This is a genomic window from Pseudomonas sp. C2B4 (assembly GCF_013359695.1).
GTDB lineage: Bacteria > Pseudomonadota > Gammaproteobacteria > Pseudomonadales > Pseudomonadaceae > Aquipseudomonas.
This window is the reverse complement of record NZ_JABFMU010000015.1, coordinates 64,557-80,334: the sequence shown is the minus strand read 5'-3', so window position 1 is coordinate 80,334 and position 15,778 is coordinate 64,557. Positions and strand designations below refer to the sequence as shown.

Annotated in this window: 11 protein-coding genes; all 11 read right to left on the bottom strand. The window is 63.1% G+C overall.

Annotation, left to right across the window (positions count from 1 at the left end; genetic code table 11):
• Positions 1–77: 77 nt before the first annotated feature.
• The 11 genes from HNQ83_RS12765 to HNQ83_RS12715 all read right to left on the bottom strand — a co-directional run bounded on the left by HNQ83_RS12765 (position 78) and on the right by HNQ83_RS12715 (position 15,747).
• On the bottom strand, positions 78–1,409 hold the full coding sequence (locus tag HNQ83_RS12765; RefSeq protein WP_175389290.1) for an outer membrane beta-barrel protein: 1,332 nt from the start codon (positions 1,407–1,409) through the stop codon (positions 78–80).
• 604 nt (positions 1,410–2,013) lie between these two features.
• Positions 2,014–2,736, bottom strand: coding sequence for an NAD(P)H-dependent oxidoreductase (locus HNQ83_RS12760; protein WP_175389289.1), 723 nt, complete (start codon positions 2,734–2,736; stop codon positions 2,014–2,016).
• A gap of 9 nt (positions 2,737–2,745) precedes the next feature.
• Positions 2,746–4,392 (bottom strand): ABC transporter ATP-binding protein, encoded by a 1,647-nt coding sequence (locus HNQ83_RS12755; protein WP_175389288.1) that lies wholly within the window; start codon positions 4,390–4,392, stop codon positions 2,746–2,748.
• Between the two features lie 2 nt (positions 4,393–4,394).
• Complete coding sequence (locus HNQ83_RS12750; protein ID WP_175389287.1) at positions 4,395–5,222, bottom strand: ABC transporter permease; 828 nt, start codon at positions 5,220–5,222, stop codon at positions 4,395–4,397.
• 3 nt (positions 5,223–5,225) lie between these two features.
• Entirely contained in the window at positions 5,226–6,185 is a 960-nt protein-coding gene (locus tag HNQ83_RS12745) for an ABC transporter permease subunit (RefSeq protein ID WP_175389286.1), read from the bottom strand.
• A 150-nt stretch (positions 6,186–6,335) separates the two neighbouring features.
• Positions 6,336–7,937, bottom strand: a complete 1,602-nt coding sequence (locus HNQ83_RS12740) for an ABC transporter substrate-binding protein (protein WP_175389285.1) — start codon at positions 7,935–7,937, stop codon at positions 6,336–6,338.
• Between the two features lie 97 nt (positions 7,938–8,034).
• Positions 8,035–9,450, bottom strand: coding sequence for an aldehyde dehydrogenase family protein (locus HNQ83_RS12735; protein ID WP_175389284.1), 1,416 nt, complete (start codon positions 9,448–9,450; stop codon positions 8,035–8,037).
• Positions 9,443–10,633, bottom strand: coding sequence for a pyridoxal phosphate-dependent aminotransferase (locus HNQ83_RS12730; protein ID WP_175389283.1), 1,191 nt, complete (start codon positions 10,631–10,633; stop codon positions 9,443–9,445). The genes HNQ83_RS12735 and HNQ83_RS12730 overlap by 8 nt, the downstream gene beginning before the upstream one ends.
• 217 nt (positions 10,634–10,850) lie before the next feature.
• Complete coding sequence (locus HNQ83_RS12725; RefSeq protein WP_175389282.1) at positions 10,851–12,458, bottom strand: 5-guanidino-2-oxopentanoate decarboxylase; 1,608 nt, start codon at positions 12,456–12,458, stop codon at positions 10,851–10,853.
• Between the two features lie 10 nt (positions 12,459–12,468).
• Positions 12,469–14,568: an acetate--CoA ligase family protein gene (locus HNQ83_RS12720; protein ID WP_175389281.1), complete on the bottom strand. Its 2,100-nt coding sequence runs from the start codon at positions 14,566–14,568 to the stop codon at positions 12,469–12,471.
• An 18-nt stretch (positions 14,569–14,586) separates the two neighbouring features.
• Entirely contained in the window at positions 14,587–15,747 is a 1,161-nt protein-coding gene (locus HNQ83_RS12715; RefSeq protein ID WP_175389280.1) for an acyl-CoA dehydrogenase family protein, read from the bottom strand.
• Positions 15,748–15,778 lie beyond the last annotated feature (31 nt).

The following is a 15,778-nucleotide window of genomic DNA, read 5'->3' as shown; positions in this document are numbered from 1 at the left end:
CGGGCCGGCAAAGTCCGGGCGAACAAAGTCGCAACGTGCGGGCAGAGCCATCACGTCGGGTCAGCGAAAGCGTCGGGTTAGAAGAAGAAACTGACGTCGAAAGACGCAACCACTTGCGAGTCCTTTTGCCCATCGGCGTAGGCGTCGCGACCAGGGCCGGAATGGATGTCGTAACGCAGTTCCGGGCGCAGGCGCACGTTGGGTGTCGGGGTCCAGGCCAGGTTGGTGGTGACACCGTAGAAACTGCCCCAGGTCGGGTCCGGAATTCCGGTGTTCGGGTCGATGTTGGCCATCATCACGTGCACCGGCGCATCGGTGTAGAACCACTCGGCGCGGCTGTTCCACATCAGGTTTTCGCTGAGTTTGTGGTACCAGTTAATGTCGGTGCCGTACCAGGTGGCATCGCTTTTGTTGGCGAACCCGGCGAACGCGCCCTGCTCCTGCGTACCATAGTTCAGCTCCAGCGCCACGCGGTTGTTCGGGTCGAGCACCTGGGACAAGGTCAGGTAGGACGCCAGGCGCTTGTAGTCGTCATCCTTGGTGCCGGCCGGGATAGGCGAGCCACAGCTGCAGTCGGCGAAGCTGTCGCCGGCGCCGTTGCCGTAGATGTTTTCCCAGTCGATCCAGGTGTTGAAATCCGCCGAACGCCAGCGCACGTTGGCGATGACATCCGGGTCGTGGTTGGGGTCTTGCAGGTTGTTCCAGCCCTGCACCACGCCCAGTTCGAAGCCGAGCATGCTTTCGCCGGGCGCCGATGGCAGTTTGAACGAGTACAGCGCGCCGGCATGCTTGGCCGGGCCGTGCATGAAGGAATAGGTGTGCGAGTAGAAGTCGGTCGGTGCCGGCGACGGCAAGGCGAAGCCGATTTCATTTTCCAGCGGCGTGTGGAAAATCCCGATCATCAGGTCCGAACCGCCGAGCACCGGGAAGTAGAAATCGACGTAGGCCTGGGCAACGGTGAACGCGGGATCTTCAGCCTTGTTGTCGCGGTTAACGCCCAGGTCTTCGTCCCAACCGTAGGTTTTGAAGAAGCGCGCATCCTTGCCGTAGAGCGCCGTGACGTTGAAGCCCCAGTCGGCTTCCTGCGGCATGGGCCCGGGAAACGGTCCGACACGCCCGATCACATTGCTGTTGGGTTTCTTTTCCACGGCCAGGGCGAACTGGTTGAGGTTCACGCCTTCGTCTGTGTTGAAGAAGCTTTGCTTGCTGACGTCATCCGTGCCGTTGTTGTTGTAGATCACACCTGCCTGGCCCCAGCCGTAGATCTTGATCCCGTGTTCACGTTCCAGGCTGTCGCCGAACACGCCACGCACCAGCGAACCCATCGGGTCTTCCGATGCGAGAGCCACCTGGGGAAACAAAACGGGGGCGAACAGGGTTGCTGCGCAAGCCCATGCACGAATACTCATACCTGCCTTCCTTATTTTTATTAGGCGCCAAACCCCCGAAGGGACGTAAGGCCGAAAGCAAGGTATGACGTCTTGATGAGCCCTGGCTGGAGCTCCACCGGATCGTTGGCCGATCCCGGTGTTCGGCGTAATGGAGGCTACAAGCCGGCCACTTCGCCAACAATTCCAATCTCGGCGACTTCAGTGTTTGCGTATTCAGAACAATCGCGCTTCCAAACGGAAGATCAAACTGTGGGAGCGAGCCTGCTCGCGAAAGCAGTGTGTCAGTCACCATCAATGCTGGATGTGCCGAAGCATTCGCGAGCAGGCTCGCTCCCACAGGGGATTGTGTCGGACTCGCCAATTGGGTGCTGCATTGTCTTCTGTAGGAGCCGAGCTTGCTCGCGATGGCGGTCTGTCAGTCACACCAGCAGTGGCTGTTCCGGCGCAATCGCGAGCAAGCTTTGCTCCTACAGGGGATTGTGTCGGACTCGCCAATTGGGTGCTGCATTGTCTTCTGTAGGAGCCGAGCTTGCTCGCGATGGCGGTCTGTCAGTCACACCAGCAGTGGCTGTTCCGGCGCTATCGCGAGCAAGCTTTGCTCCTGCAGGGTTGGTGGGGTTGATCATGCATCCGCGGCGGCGGGTTGGCGCAGTGGATAGAGCAGGTCATCGAACTGTGACAGCTTGGGGAATACCAGTGGTTGTTCGTCGCTCAGGTGTTGCAGGCGCCGGGTGTAATCCACCAGGAATTGCTGCCGCGCCTCGTCGCTGATGTACGGCACATGCCAGGCCACGAAGGGTTCCAGTACATCGAAGCCGACATACGCCAGGGTGCCGCGCAGGATCGGCCGCAGCATGTCCTGCAACGGGCCGTGGATCGCGTCTTCACCGAACATATGCTCGCGGCCACCGAGGGTGACGCTCACCAGTGCCTTTTTACCTGCCAGCCCGCCCTGATCGTAGAACCGCTTGCCGCCGTAGCAGATCCCCGACACCAGCACCCGGTCGATCCAGCCCTTGAGCATGGCCGGGGCGGAGAACCAGAAGATCGGGAAGTTAAGGATCAGCAGGTCGGCCCACAGCAGTTTGTCCAATTCGCCCTGAATATCCGCCGCCAGCGATTGGCTTTTCACCCCCAGGCGTTGCTCCAGCGCATACACCAGGTACTCGGGATTTTCCCGCTTTGAGAAGTCGTCGGCGCTGGCCACCGGGTTCCAGTTCATCTTGTACAGGTCGCTGACCTGCACTTCATGACCCTGGGCCTCAAGGGTGGCAATCGCCTGATCACGCAGGGCGGCGGTGAAGGATTGTGGCTCGGGATGAGCGTGAACGATCAGTACTTTCATGGTGATTCCTTAGACTTTTTCCAGCGTAGGGTTTGAATTCGTTGCAGCGCGAGTGGCCAGCAAGCGGTCGAGCCAGTCCGGGTCCATTTGCGGTTCCGAAGAGAACAGCAGACCGGTGTAATCCTGATGCGGCGGAGTGAAAATCTGGCTGCGCGAGCCGTGGTCCACCACCCTGCCCCGTTGCATCACCAGCACCTCATCGGCAATCGCCCGCACGGTGGCAACGTCATGGGTGATGAACAGGTAGGCGACGCCCAACTGTTGTTGAATGCGGTTGAGCAACTTGAGCACGCCTTCGGCCACCAGTTGGTCGAGGGCCGAGGTAACTTCGTCGCAGATGATCAGTTGCGGGTCGGCCGCCAAGGCGCGAGCGATGCAAATCCGCTGTTTTTGTCCGCCGGACAGTTCGCGGGGCTGACGCTCCATGAAGGTTGCCGGGTCCAGCTCGATCATCTCCAGCAGCTCGGCCACCCGCGCGCGCATGGCCTTGCCCTTGAGGCCCAGGTAGAAAGTCAGCGGCCGGCCGATGATATCGACGATGCGCTGGCGTGGATTGAGCGCCGTATCGGGGATCTGGTAGATCATCTGGATACGTCGCAATTGCTCCTTGCTGCGCTGACGGAAGTCGGCAGGCAGCGGCTGGCCGTCGTACAGCACTTCGCCGTAGGTGGGCGGCAACAGGCCGGTGATCAACCGCGCCGTCGAACTCTTGCCGCTGCCGGACTCGCCGATCACCGCCAGGGTCTGGCCCTTGTACAGTTTCAACGACACGTCATGCAGCACCGGTTGATGACCATAGCTGGCGCAGCTGTTGCGCAATTCCAGCAGCGGTTTTTCCTCCTGCGGACAGGCCTTGGGTTCGGTGCGGAAGCTGCGCACCGCCCACAACGACTTGGTGTACTCCTCCTTTGGGTCGCCGAGCATCTGGCGGGTCTCGGCCTCTTCCACCAGTTTGCCGTGGCGCAACACCATGATGCGGTCGGCCATCTGCGCCACCACCGCCAGGTCGTGGCTGATGTAGATCGCGGCGCTGCCGTAGGTTTTCACCGCATCGCGAATCGCCGCCAGCACTTCGATCTGGGTGGTGACGTCCAGTGCGGTGGTCGGTTCGTCGAAGATGATCAGGTCCGGATGACAGGCCATGGCCATGGCGGTCATGACCCGCTGCAACTGGCCGCCGGAAACCTGATGCGGATAGCGCTGGCCGATCTGCTCGGGGTTGGGCAGGCGCAGCACGCGGTACAGTTCCACCGCTTCGTTCATGGCCTGTTCGCGGCTCATGCCGCCGTTCTTCACGGCGGTTTCCACATGCTGGTCGATCAAGCGATGGGCCGGGTTGAACGAGGCCGCCGCGCTTTGCGCGACATAGGCAATGCGCAAGCCACGCAATTGACGCAGGGCTTCGGGCCTGGCCTTGAGCAGGTCAATACCGTCAAATTGCACCGAGCCGCCAGTGATCCGGCAGCCATCGCGGGTGTAGCCCATGGCCGACAAACCCAGGGTTGACTTGCCCGCCCCCGATTCACCGATCAGCCCCAGCACTTCGCCCCGTTGCAGGGTCAGGTCGATGCCTTTGATCAATGGATGCCAGGCGTCTTCGTAGTGACCCTCGATGTGCAGGCTGCGGATTTCCAGCAAAGGTTTGTTTGTCGTCATGTTCAGCACTCCTTGAGGCCGCTGGACTTGTGCAGCATCCAGTCGACGACGAAATTGACGCTCACGGTGATCAGCGCCACGGCCAACGCAGGCAGCAACGGGCTGATGTCGCCAAAGGTGATCAGCACGGCGTTGTCGCGCACCATGCTGCCCCAGTCGGCGGTGGGCGGTTGAATCCCCAGGCCGAGGAACGACAGCGCACTGATGAACAGGAACACGAAGCAGAAGCGCAGGCCGAATTCGGCAATCAGTGGCGCGGCGGCATTGGGCAGCACTTCCCGGGTCACCAGCCACCACAGCCCTTCACCGCGCAGGCGCGCGGCTTCGACGAAGTCCTGCACCACCACGTTCATCGCCACCGCCCTTGAGAGGCGAAACACCCGGGTTGCATCCAGCAGCGCGATCACCAGCACCAGCGACGTCGCCGTGGTGCCGACCACGCTGAGGATCAGCAGGGCGAAAATCAACTGTGGAATCGCCATCAGGATGTCCACCACCCGCGACAAACCCTGATCAATCGCACCACCCTTGATCGCCGCGATCAGACCGCCGAGTCCACCGAGCAGGAACGCCAGCACCGTGGTCAGGAAGGCAATGCCCAGGGTGTTGCGCGCGCCGTAGACCAGGCGGCTGAACATGTCGCGCCCCAGGTTATCGGTACCCAGCAGGAACTGCCCGCCCCAGGGCGCGAAGCCTTCGCCCACCACCTGGGTTTCGCCGAACGGCGCCAATACTGGCGCGAACACGGCCACCAGGATGTACAGCACAATCACCAGCAGCCCGAATTTGGCGCTCAGCGGCGCCCGTACTAATTGTTTGAACAGGCTCATGGCTTACCCCTTCGGATGCATCAGGCGTGGATTGCTGGCGATCGACAGCACGTCGGCACTGGTGTTGAGCAGGATGTAGGTCGCGGCGAAGATCAGGCTGCAGGCCTGCACCACCGGGATGTCGCGCTTGGCCACCGAATCCACCAGCAACTGACCCAGACCCGGATAGACGAACACCACCTCGACCACCACCACACCCACCACCAGATAGGCCAGGTTCAGCGCCACCACGTTGACGATGGGCGCCAGCGCATTGGGCAAGGCGTGGCGGAAGATGATCCGCGACTGGCTGATGCCCTTGAGCCGCGCCATCTCGATATAGGGACTGGCGAGCAGATTGATCAACGAAGCGCGGGTCATGCGCATCATCTGCGCGATCACGACCAAGCTCAGGGTCGCGACCGGCAGCACCGAACGCTCCAGTACCTCACCGAGCGAGGCGTTGGGCGACAGGTTGGAAATGCTCGGGAACCAGTTGAGTTTCACCGCGAACACCAGAATCAGGATGTACGCGACAAAGAACTCGGGGAACGACACCGCGCTCAGGGCCGAGGTATTGAGCAGGCGGTCGAACCAGCTGTTGCGATACAACGCCGCGAGCATACCCAGCAGCAACGCCAGTGGCACCGATACCAGTGCAGCCAAAAGCGCCAGGCTGAAGGTGTTGCCCAGGCGCGCGCCCACCAGCTCGGCGATGGGCCGCTGGTTAGCCAGCGACACGCCGAGGTCACCTTGCAGCAGGTGCCAGATCCAGTGCCCGAAGCGGGTCAGCGGCGGCATGTCCAGGCCCAGTTGCGCCCGATACGCCGCCACGGTTTCCGGGGTGGCGGACTGGCCGAGCATGGCCTGGGCGATATCGCCCGGAAGCATCCCGACCGCGAGAAAAATGATCACTGACACCGCAAACAGCGATAACAGCCCCAATGCCAGACGCTGAAGTAGCAGCTTGAAAATACTGTTCACTGCGTAATTCCTTACGACGACCACAATTTCCCACTGTAGGAGCGAGCCTGCTCGCGATAGCGGTGTGTCAGCCACCAAAAATGTATCTGACAGGGCCTAATCGCGAGCAGGCTCACTCCTACAGTGGATCTTCATTGTTTTGACTGGCGCTTACGCCTGCCACCACCGCTCAATCACCCGCAACCCATCCAGCTCGCCGTAGGGCGCGGTCTGCCCGCCATGCACCACGCGGTTGGAGCGCGCCGCCACGGAGCTGGCGAACAGCGGCACGATCGCCCCGCCGTCATCGCGGCACAGCGCCTGCATTTCGTTGTACATCTCGCGGCGCAGCGGGTCGTTCATTTCGCCGCGGGCGGCATTGAGCAACTGGTTGAAGCGCGGGTTGTCCCAGTGGGTTTCGTTCCACGCCGCGCCCTTGGCGTAGCCGATGCTGAACATGCGGTCGGCGGTCAGGCTGCTGTACCAGAACGAGGTGGTGAACGGCTGCTTCATCCAGACGTTGGAGAAGAAACCGTCGGCGGGTTCGCGTACCACATCGATGTCGATCCCGGCGGCACGGGCCTGCTCCTTGAACAGCACCGAGGCATCCACCGCACCGGTATACGCGGCGTCAGAGGCTTGCAGGCGCACCTTGAGCGAATCCAGGCCGGCCTTTTTCAAGTGGAATTTCGACTTGTCCGGGTCGTAGGTGCGCTGTTCCAGCGCGGTATTGATGAAGCGACTGCCGGGCTGGATCGGGTGATCGTTGCCGACCAGGCCATAGCCGTACAGCACCGAAGCCAACAGGGTTTCGCGGTTGATCGCGTGTTTCATGGCCAAGCGGACGTCGTTGTTCTGGAACACCTGGCTGTCGGTGAGCATCGGGAAGGTGTAGTGCTGGGCGCCCTTGGTTTCCTCGATGACCAGGTTCGGGTTGCGCTTGAGCAGCGCTACGGTTTTCAGGTCGACCTTGTTGATCACGTCCACCTGCCCGGTCACCAGCGCGTTGACCCGTGCCGCACCATCGGCAATCGCGATCAGCTCGGCGCTGGCGAAGTGCGCCCGGCCCGGTTTCCAGTAATCCGGGCTGCGCTCCAGGGTCATGCGCACGCCCGGTTCGAAGTCCTTGAGGCGATAGCCACCGGTGCCGACGCTGGACTGCCACTCGGGCACGCCGTCCTTGCTCGGCATGATCACCAGATGGTAATCGGCGACCACATAAGAGAAATCGGCGTTGCCCGAGTGCAGTTCGAACACCACGCTGTCGCTGCCGTTGGCGCTGACCTTGGCCACGTCGCCCAACACGGTTTTTGCCGCCGAGGTGGATTTTTCCCCAAGGTGATGCTGGATCGAGGCCACCACATCATCGGCGGTCAGGGTCTTGCCGTTATGGAAGGTCACACCCTGGCGAACCTTGAAGGTCCAGACGCGCGCGTCGGGAGTGGAAGTCCAGCTTTCTGCCAGTTCGGGAATCGCGGTGCCGTCCACGGCAATTTCGGTGAGGGTGTTATAGACCGCCGAGAAGCCGACGAAGGTGAAGGTGTCGGCCCAGGAGCCCGGATCGCGGGAGTCGGTGGTGCTGCCACCGGCCAGGCCCAGGCGCAGCACGCCACCGGGTTTTGGCGTGGCTTCAGCAGCAAAGGCGCCAAACGGCAAGCCCATGGAGAACGCCCCGGCCACCGCCGCGGCGGTGGCGCTGTACTTCAAGAAGTCCCTGCGAGGGAGACTGAATTCATGGTTCGCTTGAGTAATCTTGTTTTTGTTATCGCTCATTGCATTGCCCCTGATAAACGCTAATGAAATACCTGTTCAAAACCACGCAAGACACCGGGCCTGGGCCCGGTGCTGTTTATGTTTGAATGTCCAACGGTCACACCTGGATCGCCTTCACTTCGACGAATTCGCTGAGCCCCTCTTCCCCCCATTCACGTCCATTACCCGATTGTTTGTAGCCCCCGAACGGCGCCTGATAGTTGAACGCCGCGCCATTGAGAAAACACTGACCCGCCCGCAGTTGCCGCCCCAGCTCCAAGGCGCGCTCGGTGCTGCCGGCCCAGACGCCACTGGACAGGCCGAACGGCGAGTCGTTGGCGATCTGGATCGCTTGCGCTTCGTTTTGGTAAGGGATCAGGCACAGCACCGGACCGAAGATTTCTTCCTGGGCGATGCGCATGCGGTTGTCGACGTCAGCAAACAGCGTCGGGCTGACGTAGTAGCCGCGCTCGAACTCCGGCGCCGCGTCACCACCGCACAACAGGCGTGCCCCCTCCTCCTGGCCGGCCTTGATGTAATCGAGGACAGTGCGGCGTTGCCCGGCGGAACACATCGGACCGAGGAAGCTCTGCGGATCCAGCGGATCGCCCATCTTCAGGCTCAAGGTTTCTTCCAGCGCGATCTCCAGTGCCTCGGCATAACGGCTGGCCGGCAGCAGCATGCGAGTCAGCGCAGTGCAGGTCTGGCCGGAGTTGATCATCACGTCCTGCACGCCGTAGCGCACCGCGGCGTCCAGATCGGCATCGTCGGCGATCAACAGCGCCGATTTGCCACCCAGTTCCAGGCACACGCGTTTGACCGAAGGTGCCGCTGCCTGCGAGACCCGCACACCGGCGCCGGTGGAGCCGGTGAACGACACCATGTCCACGTCCGGGTGCCTGGCCAGGGCTTCACCGACTTTCGAACCCGGCCCGCTGACCAGGTTGAACACCCCGGCCGGCAGGCCGATGTCCTCGATCATCTGCGCCAGCAAAAACGCGTGCAGCGGGGTTTCCTGGCTCGGCTTGACCACCACCGTGCAGCCAGCGGCCAGCGCTGGCGCGAGTTTGCCGATCAACTGATGCAGCGGGTAGTTCCACGGATTGATGAAGGCACAGACGCCCACCGCTTCGCGGATCACCAGCGAGTTGCCGACTTCGCGCACTTCGTCCATCAAGCCGGCCAGTTCGACGTACTGCTCAAGGCCGATGATCGGCCCGTCAACCTGCACCGAACGCGACCATTGCACCGGCATGCCCAATTCGGTGGTGATCACCGCCGCCATTTCATCGGCGCGGGCTTTCAGTTGTTCGGCCAGGGCGCGGATGTACCCGGCACGTACACTGGACGGCGTACGCGACCACGAGGCGAAGGCCTTGCGCGCCGCCGCCACAGCGTTGTCGACATCGTGCTCATCGCCCAACGGCACGCTGCCGGCGATTTCTTCAGTGGCCGGGTTGATCACCTCGGCGACGCCTTGCCCTGACGGGGTTTGCCAGCGGCCATCAATAAACAGTGCCTTGTAATTAAGCATCAACCTCAGCCTCCATCAGTTCTTCGGCGCAACGAGCGATACGCTGGCAGGCATCACGCAGTTGTGCAGCCCCCACCACCAGCCCAAGGCGGATATGACCGGCCGCGCTCGGGCCGAACGCTTCACCGGCCAGCACTGAAACGCCATGGCGATCCAACAAGCGGTCGGCAAACGCCTGGGCGCTGAGCCCGGTTTCGCGGATATCGACCATCACGAACATGCCGCCGTCGGGTTTCAAGGCACGCACACCGGGGCAATCGGCCAGGCTTTCGCAGACCAGATCCCGACGCTGGCGATAGGCTTCGCGCATGGCTTCGAGTTCCGGCAGCTGGCTTTCCAGCGCCACCACGGCGGCGTCCTGAATGAAATCCGGCGAGCCATAGAGCATGCACAGCGCGAGGTTTTCCAAGTGCGCGGACAAGGACGGCGGCGCCACCACCCAGCCGACGCGCCAACCGGTCATGGCGTGGGATTTGGACAGGCTGTTGAGGGTCGCGGTGCGTTCGGCCATGCCCGGCAGACTCGCCGGGCTGATGTGTTCGCCTTCGAACAACAGCTCGCTGTAGACCTCATCGGAAATCAGCCACAGGTCGTGGGCGATACACAATTCGGCCAGCGCCTGCCAGGTGCTGCGCGGCAGGCTGGCCCCCGATGGGTTGTGCGGACTGTTGAGCGCCAGGGCACGGGTACGCGGGGTGATGCGTGCCGCGACGTCTTCGGGCCGTACGCGGAAACCATTTTCCGAGCGCACCGGCACCGGTACCACCACCGCACCGCAGGCACCGAATACCGCTTCGTAGGTGACGTACATCGGTTCGGCAACGATCACTTCATCGCCTGGATTGAGCACGCACTGAGCCACGCTGAACAGCGCGCATTGCGCACCGGCCAGCACCGTGACCTGATCCGCCGTGACCAGTTGGCCGCTACGCTGCCGGTGACGTTTGGCGATGGCTTCACGCAAGGCGCGCTTGCCGCGTACCTCGGCGTAGTGGGTGTTGCCGGACAACAAACTGTCGATGGCGCCCTGCACGATGGGCTGCGGCGTATCGAAATCCGGGTCGCCCACCGACAGCAGCAGAATGTCCTTGCCCTGCTCCAGCATGGCCAGTGCGCGGTAATGAATATCCCAGGCGGCAGCGCCGTCACCGGCGATTCGTTGAGTCAGATCGGAAAAGCGCATGGCCTTCCTCCTATAAAGACGATCGATGTAACAGCTGGCGTAGTTGTGGCGAGGGGATTTATCCCCGTTCGGCTGCGAAGCAGTCGTAAACCCGGAGATCGCAGTGTTTCAGGCCCACCCCGTCGTCTGGGTCTGCGACGGCTGCGCCGCCGAACGGGGATAAATCCCCTCACCACAGATTCGCCAGTTGCTACAGATTCTTGTGCCACGTCAGTGATCAGCGAACGCACGCATGCTTGAGCTCGATCAGGGTGACGCCATTGCGATTGAAGCCGTGGCGCAGGTCGGTTTGCAGTTCCGCGAGGTTCTGCGGCTGAGTCACGGTGCAGCCAAAGGCTCGGCCAAGGGCGGCGAAATCCGGGTTGCGCGGCAGCACACCGATCGGCTCGATATCCAGGCCAATCATGTCGTCACGGATCTGCCCCAGTGCATCGTTGTTCCACAGCAACACCACCAGCGGGCTGTCCAGTTCCTCGACAGCCGTCGCCAGTTCCTGCGCGGTGTAGAGGAAACCGCCATCGCCCACCAGCACCAGGCCCGGGCGTTGCGGCGCGCCGAACTTGGCGCCGATCCCCGCGGGCAAGCCGTAGCCAAGGGTGCCGTAGCCGGTCGGGTGCAACCAGCTGCGGGTGGCCTGGCTGGCGAACGCGTAGTTGCCGGTGTAGGCCAGTTGGGTCATGTCGGTGCTGATGAAGGCATCGGCGGGCAGTTCGGTGGCGATGCGTTGCAGAATCGCCTGGTGGATCGACTGCAACGGACCATGACCGGACTGAATCGCTTCCCGCAGCGCCGCGACTTTGGCCGTGGCTGCGTTGGCGTCACGCACGTCCGCCGACAGGCGTTCGAGCAAGGCCGCCAGCGTCTGTTGCGCATCCCCGTGCAGTGCCACGGAGCACGGGTAGAAATCGTTGAACTTGCGCGGATCGATGTCCACCCGCAGCACTTCGCCGTTGAGCGGCAGGCGTTCGCGCCAGAAATCGGTGTCGGCCATTTCCGTGCCGACCGCCAGCACCACGTCGGCCTCGGCGATCAGGTTCCAGCCCGGCTCGACGCACAGGGATGAACCGGCATTCAGCGGCGCATCCGGTGGCAGCAGGCCTTTGCCGGCGACGCTGGTGAACAGCGGCGCGGCCAGACGGGTGCTCAGTTCCTGCAATTGCGCGGCGGCATTCAAGGCGCCGCCGCCGGCGATGATCATGGGTCGTTTGGCGCCTTGCAGTTTGGCCACCGCTTCGTCCAGTACAGTGGCGGCCGGCGTGCCGCGCCCCGGACGACGCACGACGTCTTGGCTCCAGTCACGGGCGACCGGTGCCGCCAACACGTCCAGCGGCACCGAGATGTGCACCGGGCGAGGACGCTCGCTGTCGAACACGGCGTAGGCACGGGCGATCAGCTCCGGCAGGTCTTCGGCGGTCAGGGCCACTGCCGAGAACGCGGTGATGGGCGCGGTCATGGCGCGCTGATCCTGGCACTCGTGCAGGATGCCCCAGCCCTTGCCGAGGCTGGCGGTGTGGTTGACGCTGGAAATCACCAGCATCGGAATCGAATCGGCGTAGGCCTGGCCGATACCGGTGGCGGCGTTGGTCACGCCGGGGCCGGTGATGACGAAGCACACGCCGGGTTTGCCGCTGACCCGGGCATAGCCGTCGGCCATGAAACTGGCGCCTTGTTCATGCCGGGTCAGCACGTGGCGAATGCCGCTGCCGGGCAAGCCGCGATACAGCTCCAGGGTGTGCACGCCGGGAATGCCGAACACGGTGTCGACGCCGTAGTTGGCCAGCAGACGCACCAGCGCCTGGCCACCGGTCAAGGTTTTGCTTTGCATGTTCAGTTCCTCATTCATGGCCGAGGCGGATCAACGCGTCGACCGCGGTCGTGCCATCGGCGCCGACCAACAATGGGTTCACATCCAGTTCCAGCAACTGCGCGGCGTTTTCGCAGGCGTAATCAGCCACGGCGCGGATCGCTGCGACCAAGGCATCCAGATCCGCCGCGTCGCGACCGCGAAAACCTTGCAATAACGGGGCGCTGCGCAGGCTCAGCAAGGCCTGGCGAATCGCGCCGTCGGTAGTCGGCAGCAACAGGCTGCGACTGTCCTTGAGCAGCTCCACCAGAATCCCGCCCGCGCCAATCACCAGCGCGACGCCGAAATCGTTTTCACGTTTGATGCCGACGATCAGCTCCGCCAGTGGCGGCTTGGCCATGGGCTCCAGCAGCAATTGTTCGAAAGGCACGTCCGGTGCGTACGCCTTGATGCTGGCGCGCATTTTTTCCAGTGCGGCACTCAGGGCCGCGCCGTCCTTGAGGTTCAGTGCCACGGCACCGGCTTCGGTCTTGTGCGGTAGTTGCGCGCTGACGGCTTTGACCACCAACGGGTAGCCCAGCGCTGCGGCGTCTACTAGCGCTGTGTCTGGCGTGCTCAACGCGCCGTTGGGCGTCGACAGGCCAAAGGCACGCAAGGCCTGCTTGGAATCCCATTCGTTGAGCAAATGCCCTTCGCCTTCCAGCGCTTGCGGGCAGAGCGGCACCAGTGCGGATTCGCCGAGGGCCAACAAGGCCTGACGATTGCGCTGGTAACCGGCAATACGACCCCAGGCGGCCAGGCCGTCTTCGACACCCTGCAACGCTGCCACACCTTGGGCATGCAAACGCTCACGGGCGTGAGGCGGCAGCAGTTCCGGGAAGGCCGAGGTGACGAAACCGGTCTTGCCATGACGCTCCAGCGCCTTGCAGTACAGGTCCAGCAACAGGTCGCATTCCTTGCGCTCGCCGGTGAACTCCGCCGGGTAGTCGAGCACCAGCATCGCCGCGTCGGCTTCGGTGCGCAGGGCACTGTCGAGCATGCGGTTCAAGGCTTCGCCGTCGCCCCAGATCGCCGTGGTGAAATCCAGCGGGTTGACCAGGTTGGCGTAGCTGGGCAGCACTTGGGCCAGTTCAGCGACCTGGCCCTGATCGAGTTTGGGCAGCGCCAGTTCATTGCGTTCGGAGTAGTCGGCGATCAGCCCGGCGTCGCCACCGGAGCAGGCCAGCGCGATCAGGCTATCGCCCGCCGGCAGGTTGCCGCAGGCCGCGGCCTTCAGGGTTTCGACGAAACTCACCGGGCCACTGACGCGAATCACCCCGAGACGGTCGAACAGTGCGTCGTACAACGCATCGGAACCGGACAGCGAGCTGGTGTGACTCAGGGCCAGTTCGGCACCGATCTGCGACACGCCGGTTTTCAGGGCGATGATCGGAATGCCCTTCTCCAGCGCCTTGTGCGCGGCACGGGCGAACCCCGGTACATTTTTCAGGCCTTCCAGGTGCAGGCCGATGGCGGTGACCCGTGGCTCATCGAGCAGCACGTCCATCAGTTCGGCCACGCCCAGTTGCGCCTGATTGCCCACCGAGGCCATGTAGGCCACCGGCAGCGAGCGGTCGCTCATGGACAGGTTGTAGGCGAAGTTGCCGCTCTGGGTCAGCACCGCCACGCCCTTCTCCACCGCCTTGCCGCCATGGGCCACCGGCCACAGCGCGGAGCTGTGCAGGTAGTCGAGCAGGCCGTAGCAGTTGGGACCGAGCAAGGCCATGTCGCCGGCGGCTTCCAGCAGCTGGCGTTGCAGGGCCTGTCCTTCGGCGCCGACCTCGGCGAAACCCGAGGCGTAGCAGATGGCACCGCCGGTGCCGATGGCGGCGAGTTCGGCGACGCAGGTCAGGGTCAGGTCACGGTTGGTGGCGATGAACACCGCGTCCGGCCCGCAGGGCAAATCAGCGATGCTGCGCACGCACGGCACGCCTTCAAGGCTGTCGTGCTGCGGATTGACCAGCCACATTTGCCCCTGGTAACCGCCCTCGGCACAGCGCTTGAGGGCGCGCGCCATGCTGCGGCCGCCGACGAACGCCACGTGCTTGGGCGCGAGCATGCGTTTGAGGTTGTCACGAATCGATTGCGACATGGGAATTCTCCGGGGCGATCAGCGCAGCAGCGGCCGCAGCAATTCGCGGGAAATGATGTGGCGCTGGATTTCCGAAGTGCCTTCCCAGATCCGCTCGATCCGCGCATTGCGCCAGATGCGTTCCACCGGCCCCTCATCCATCAGGCCCATGCCGCCAAAAATCTGCACCGCCTCGTCGGCCGCGCGACCCAGCACTTCGCTGGCAAACAGCTTGGCCATGCCGGCCTCGCCATCGGTCATGGTGCCCTGGTCCATTTTCCAGGCGGTGTGCAGGGTCAGCAGTTCGGCGGCGCGAATCTGCGTGGCCATGTCCGCCAGCTTGAATGACACGCCTTGGTAGGTGCCGATCGGCTGGCCGAATTGCTTACGATCCGCCGCCCATTGCAACGACACGCCCAGTGCCCGTTGCGCCTGGCCGACGCAGTTGGCAGCCACCATCACCCGTCCGGCGGTCAGCCAGGCGTTGGCCACTTCCCAGCCCTTGCCGACTTCGCCCAGGACCTTGGAGGCTGGCACGCGGCAATCATCAAAAAACATTTCGAAGGTGTGGTAGCCACGGTTGCTCACGCACTTCGGCCCACGGCGAATGGTCATGCCCGGGGTGTTGCGGTCGACCAGGAACGAGGTCACGGCGTTGCGCTTCTTGCCGTTTTGCTCGTAGGTGTCGGTCACGGCGAAGACGATGGCGAAATCGGCGTGGCCGGCGTGGCTGATGAAGTGCTTGCTGCCGTTGAGAATGAAGTCGTCACCGTCACGCACGGCGCGGGTCTTGATCGCGTTGGCATCGGAACCGGCACCCGGCTCGGTGAGGGCGAAGCAATCGATCTTCTCGCCCTGGATGCACGGCAGCAGGTAGTCGTTGATCTGGTCGCCCTTGCAGGCCATGAGGATTTTCGACGGCCGCGCGACGAACACGTGCAGCGCCCAGGACACCTTGGACAGCTCACGCTCGATCAGTGCCTGGGACAGGTAGTCCAGACCGCCACCGCCCACCTCTTCCGGCATGTTGAAGGCATAGAAACCGGCGGCGATCGCCTTGCCGCGAATCTGTGCCGCCAGTTCCGGGGAGACTTCGTCGGCACGGTCGACCTGGTCTTCATAGGGCAGCAGTTCCTTCTCGACAAAACTGCGTACCGCGTCCACCAACATTTCTTGTTCTTGGGTCAGTTGGAAATTCATGGTGCTACCTGTTGTTCGTGTGCTGATGGGT

What these genes read in the sequence shown, in the direction of transcription:
- HNQ83_RS12715 (WP_175389280.1), bottom strand. Translation starts at nt 15,747, where the DNA reads ATGAATTTCCAACTGACCCAAGAACAAGAAATGTTGGTGGACGCGGTA.
- HNQ83_RS12735 (WP_175389284.1), bottom strand. Translation starts at nt 9,450, where the DNA reads ATGCTTAATTACAAGGCACTGTTTATTGATGGCCGCTGGCAAACCCCG.
- HNQ83_RS12730 (WP_175389283.1), bottom strand. Translation starts at nt 10,633, where the DNA reads ATGCGCTTTTCCGATCTGACTCAACGAATCGCCGGTGACGGCGCTGCC.
- HNQ83_RS12750 (WP_175389287.1), bottom strand. Translation starts at nt 5,222, where the DNA reads ATGAGCCTGTTCAAACAATTAGTACGGGCGCCGCTGAGCGCCAAATTC.
- HNQ83_RS12760 (WP_175389289.1), bottom strand. Translation starts at nt 2,736, where the DNA reads ATGAAAGTACTGATCGTTCACGCTCATCCCGAGCCACAATCCTTCACC.
- HNQ83_RS12725 (WP_175389282.1), bottom strand. Translation starts at nt 12,458, where the DNA reads ATGCAAAGCAAAACCTTGACCGGTGGCCAGGCGCTGGTGCGTCTGCTG.
- HNQ83_RS12740 (WP_175389285.1), bottom strand. Translation starts at nt 7,937, where the DNA reads ATGAGCGATAACAAAAACAAGATTACTCAAGCGAACCATGAATTCAGT.
- HNQ83_RS12720 (WP_175389281.1), bottom strand. Translation starts at nt 14,568, where the DNA reads ATGTCGCAATCGATTCGTGACAACCTCAAACGCATGCTCGCGCCCAAG.
- HNQ83_RS12755 (WP_175389288.1), bottom strand. Translation starts at nt 4,392, where the DNA reads ATGACGACAAACAAACCTTTGCTGGAAATCCGCAGCCTGCACATCGAG.
- HNQ83_RS12765 (WP_175389290.1), bottom strand. Translation starts at nt 1,409, where the DNA reads ATGAGTATTCGTGCATGGGCTTGCGCAGCAACCCTGTTCGCCCCCGTT.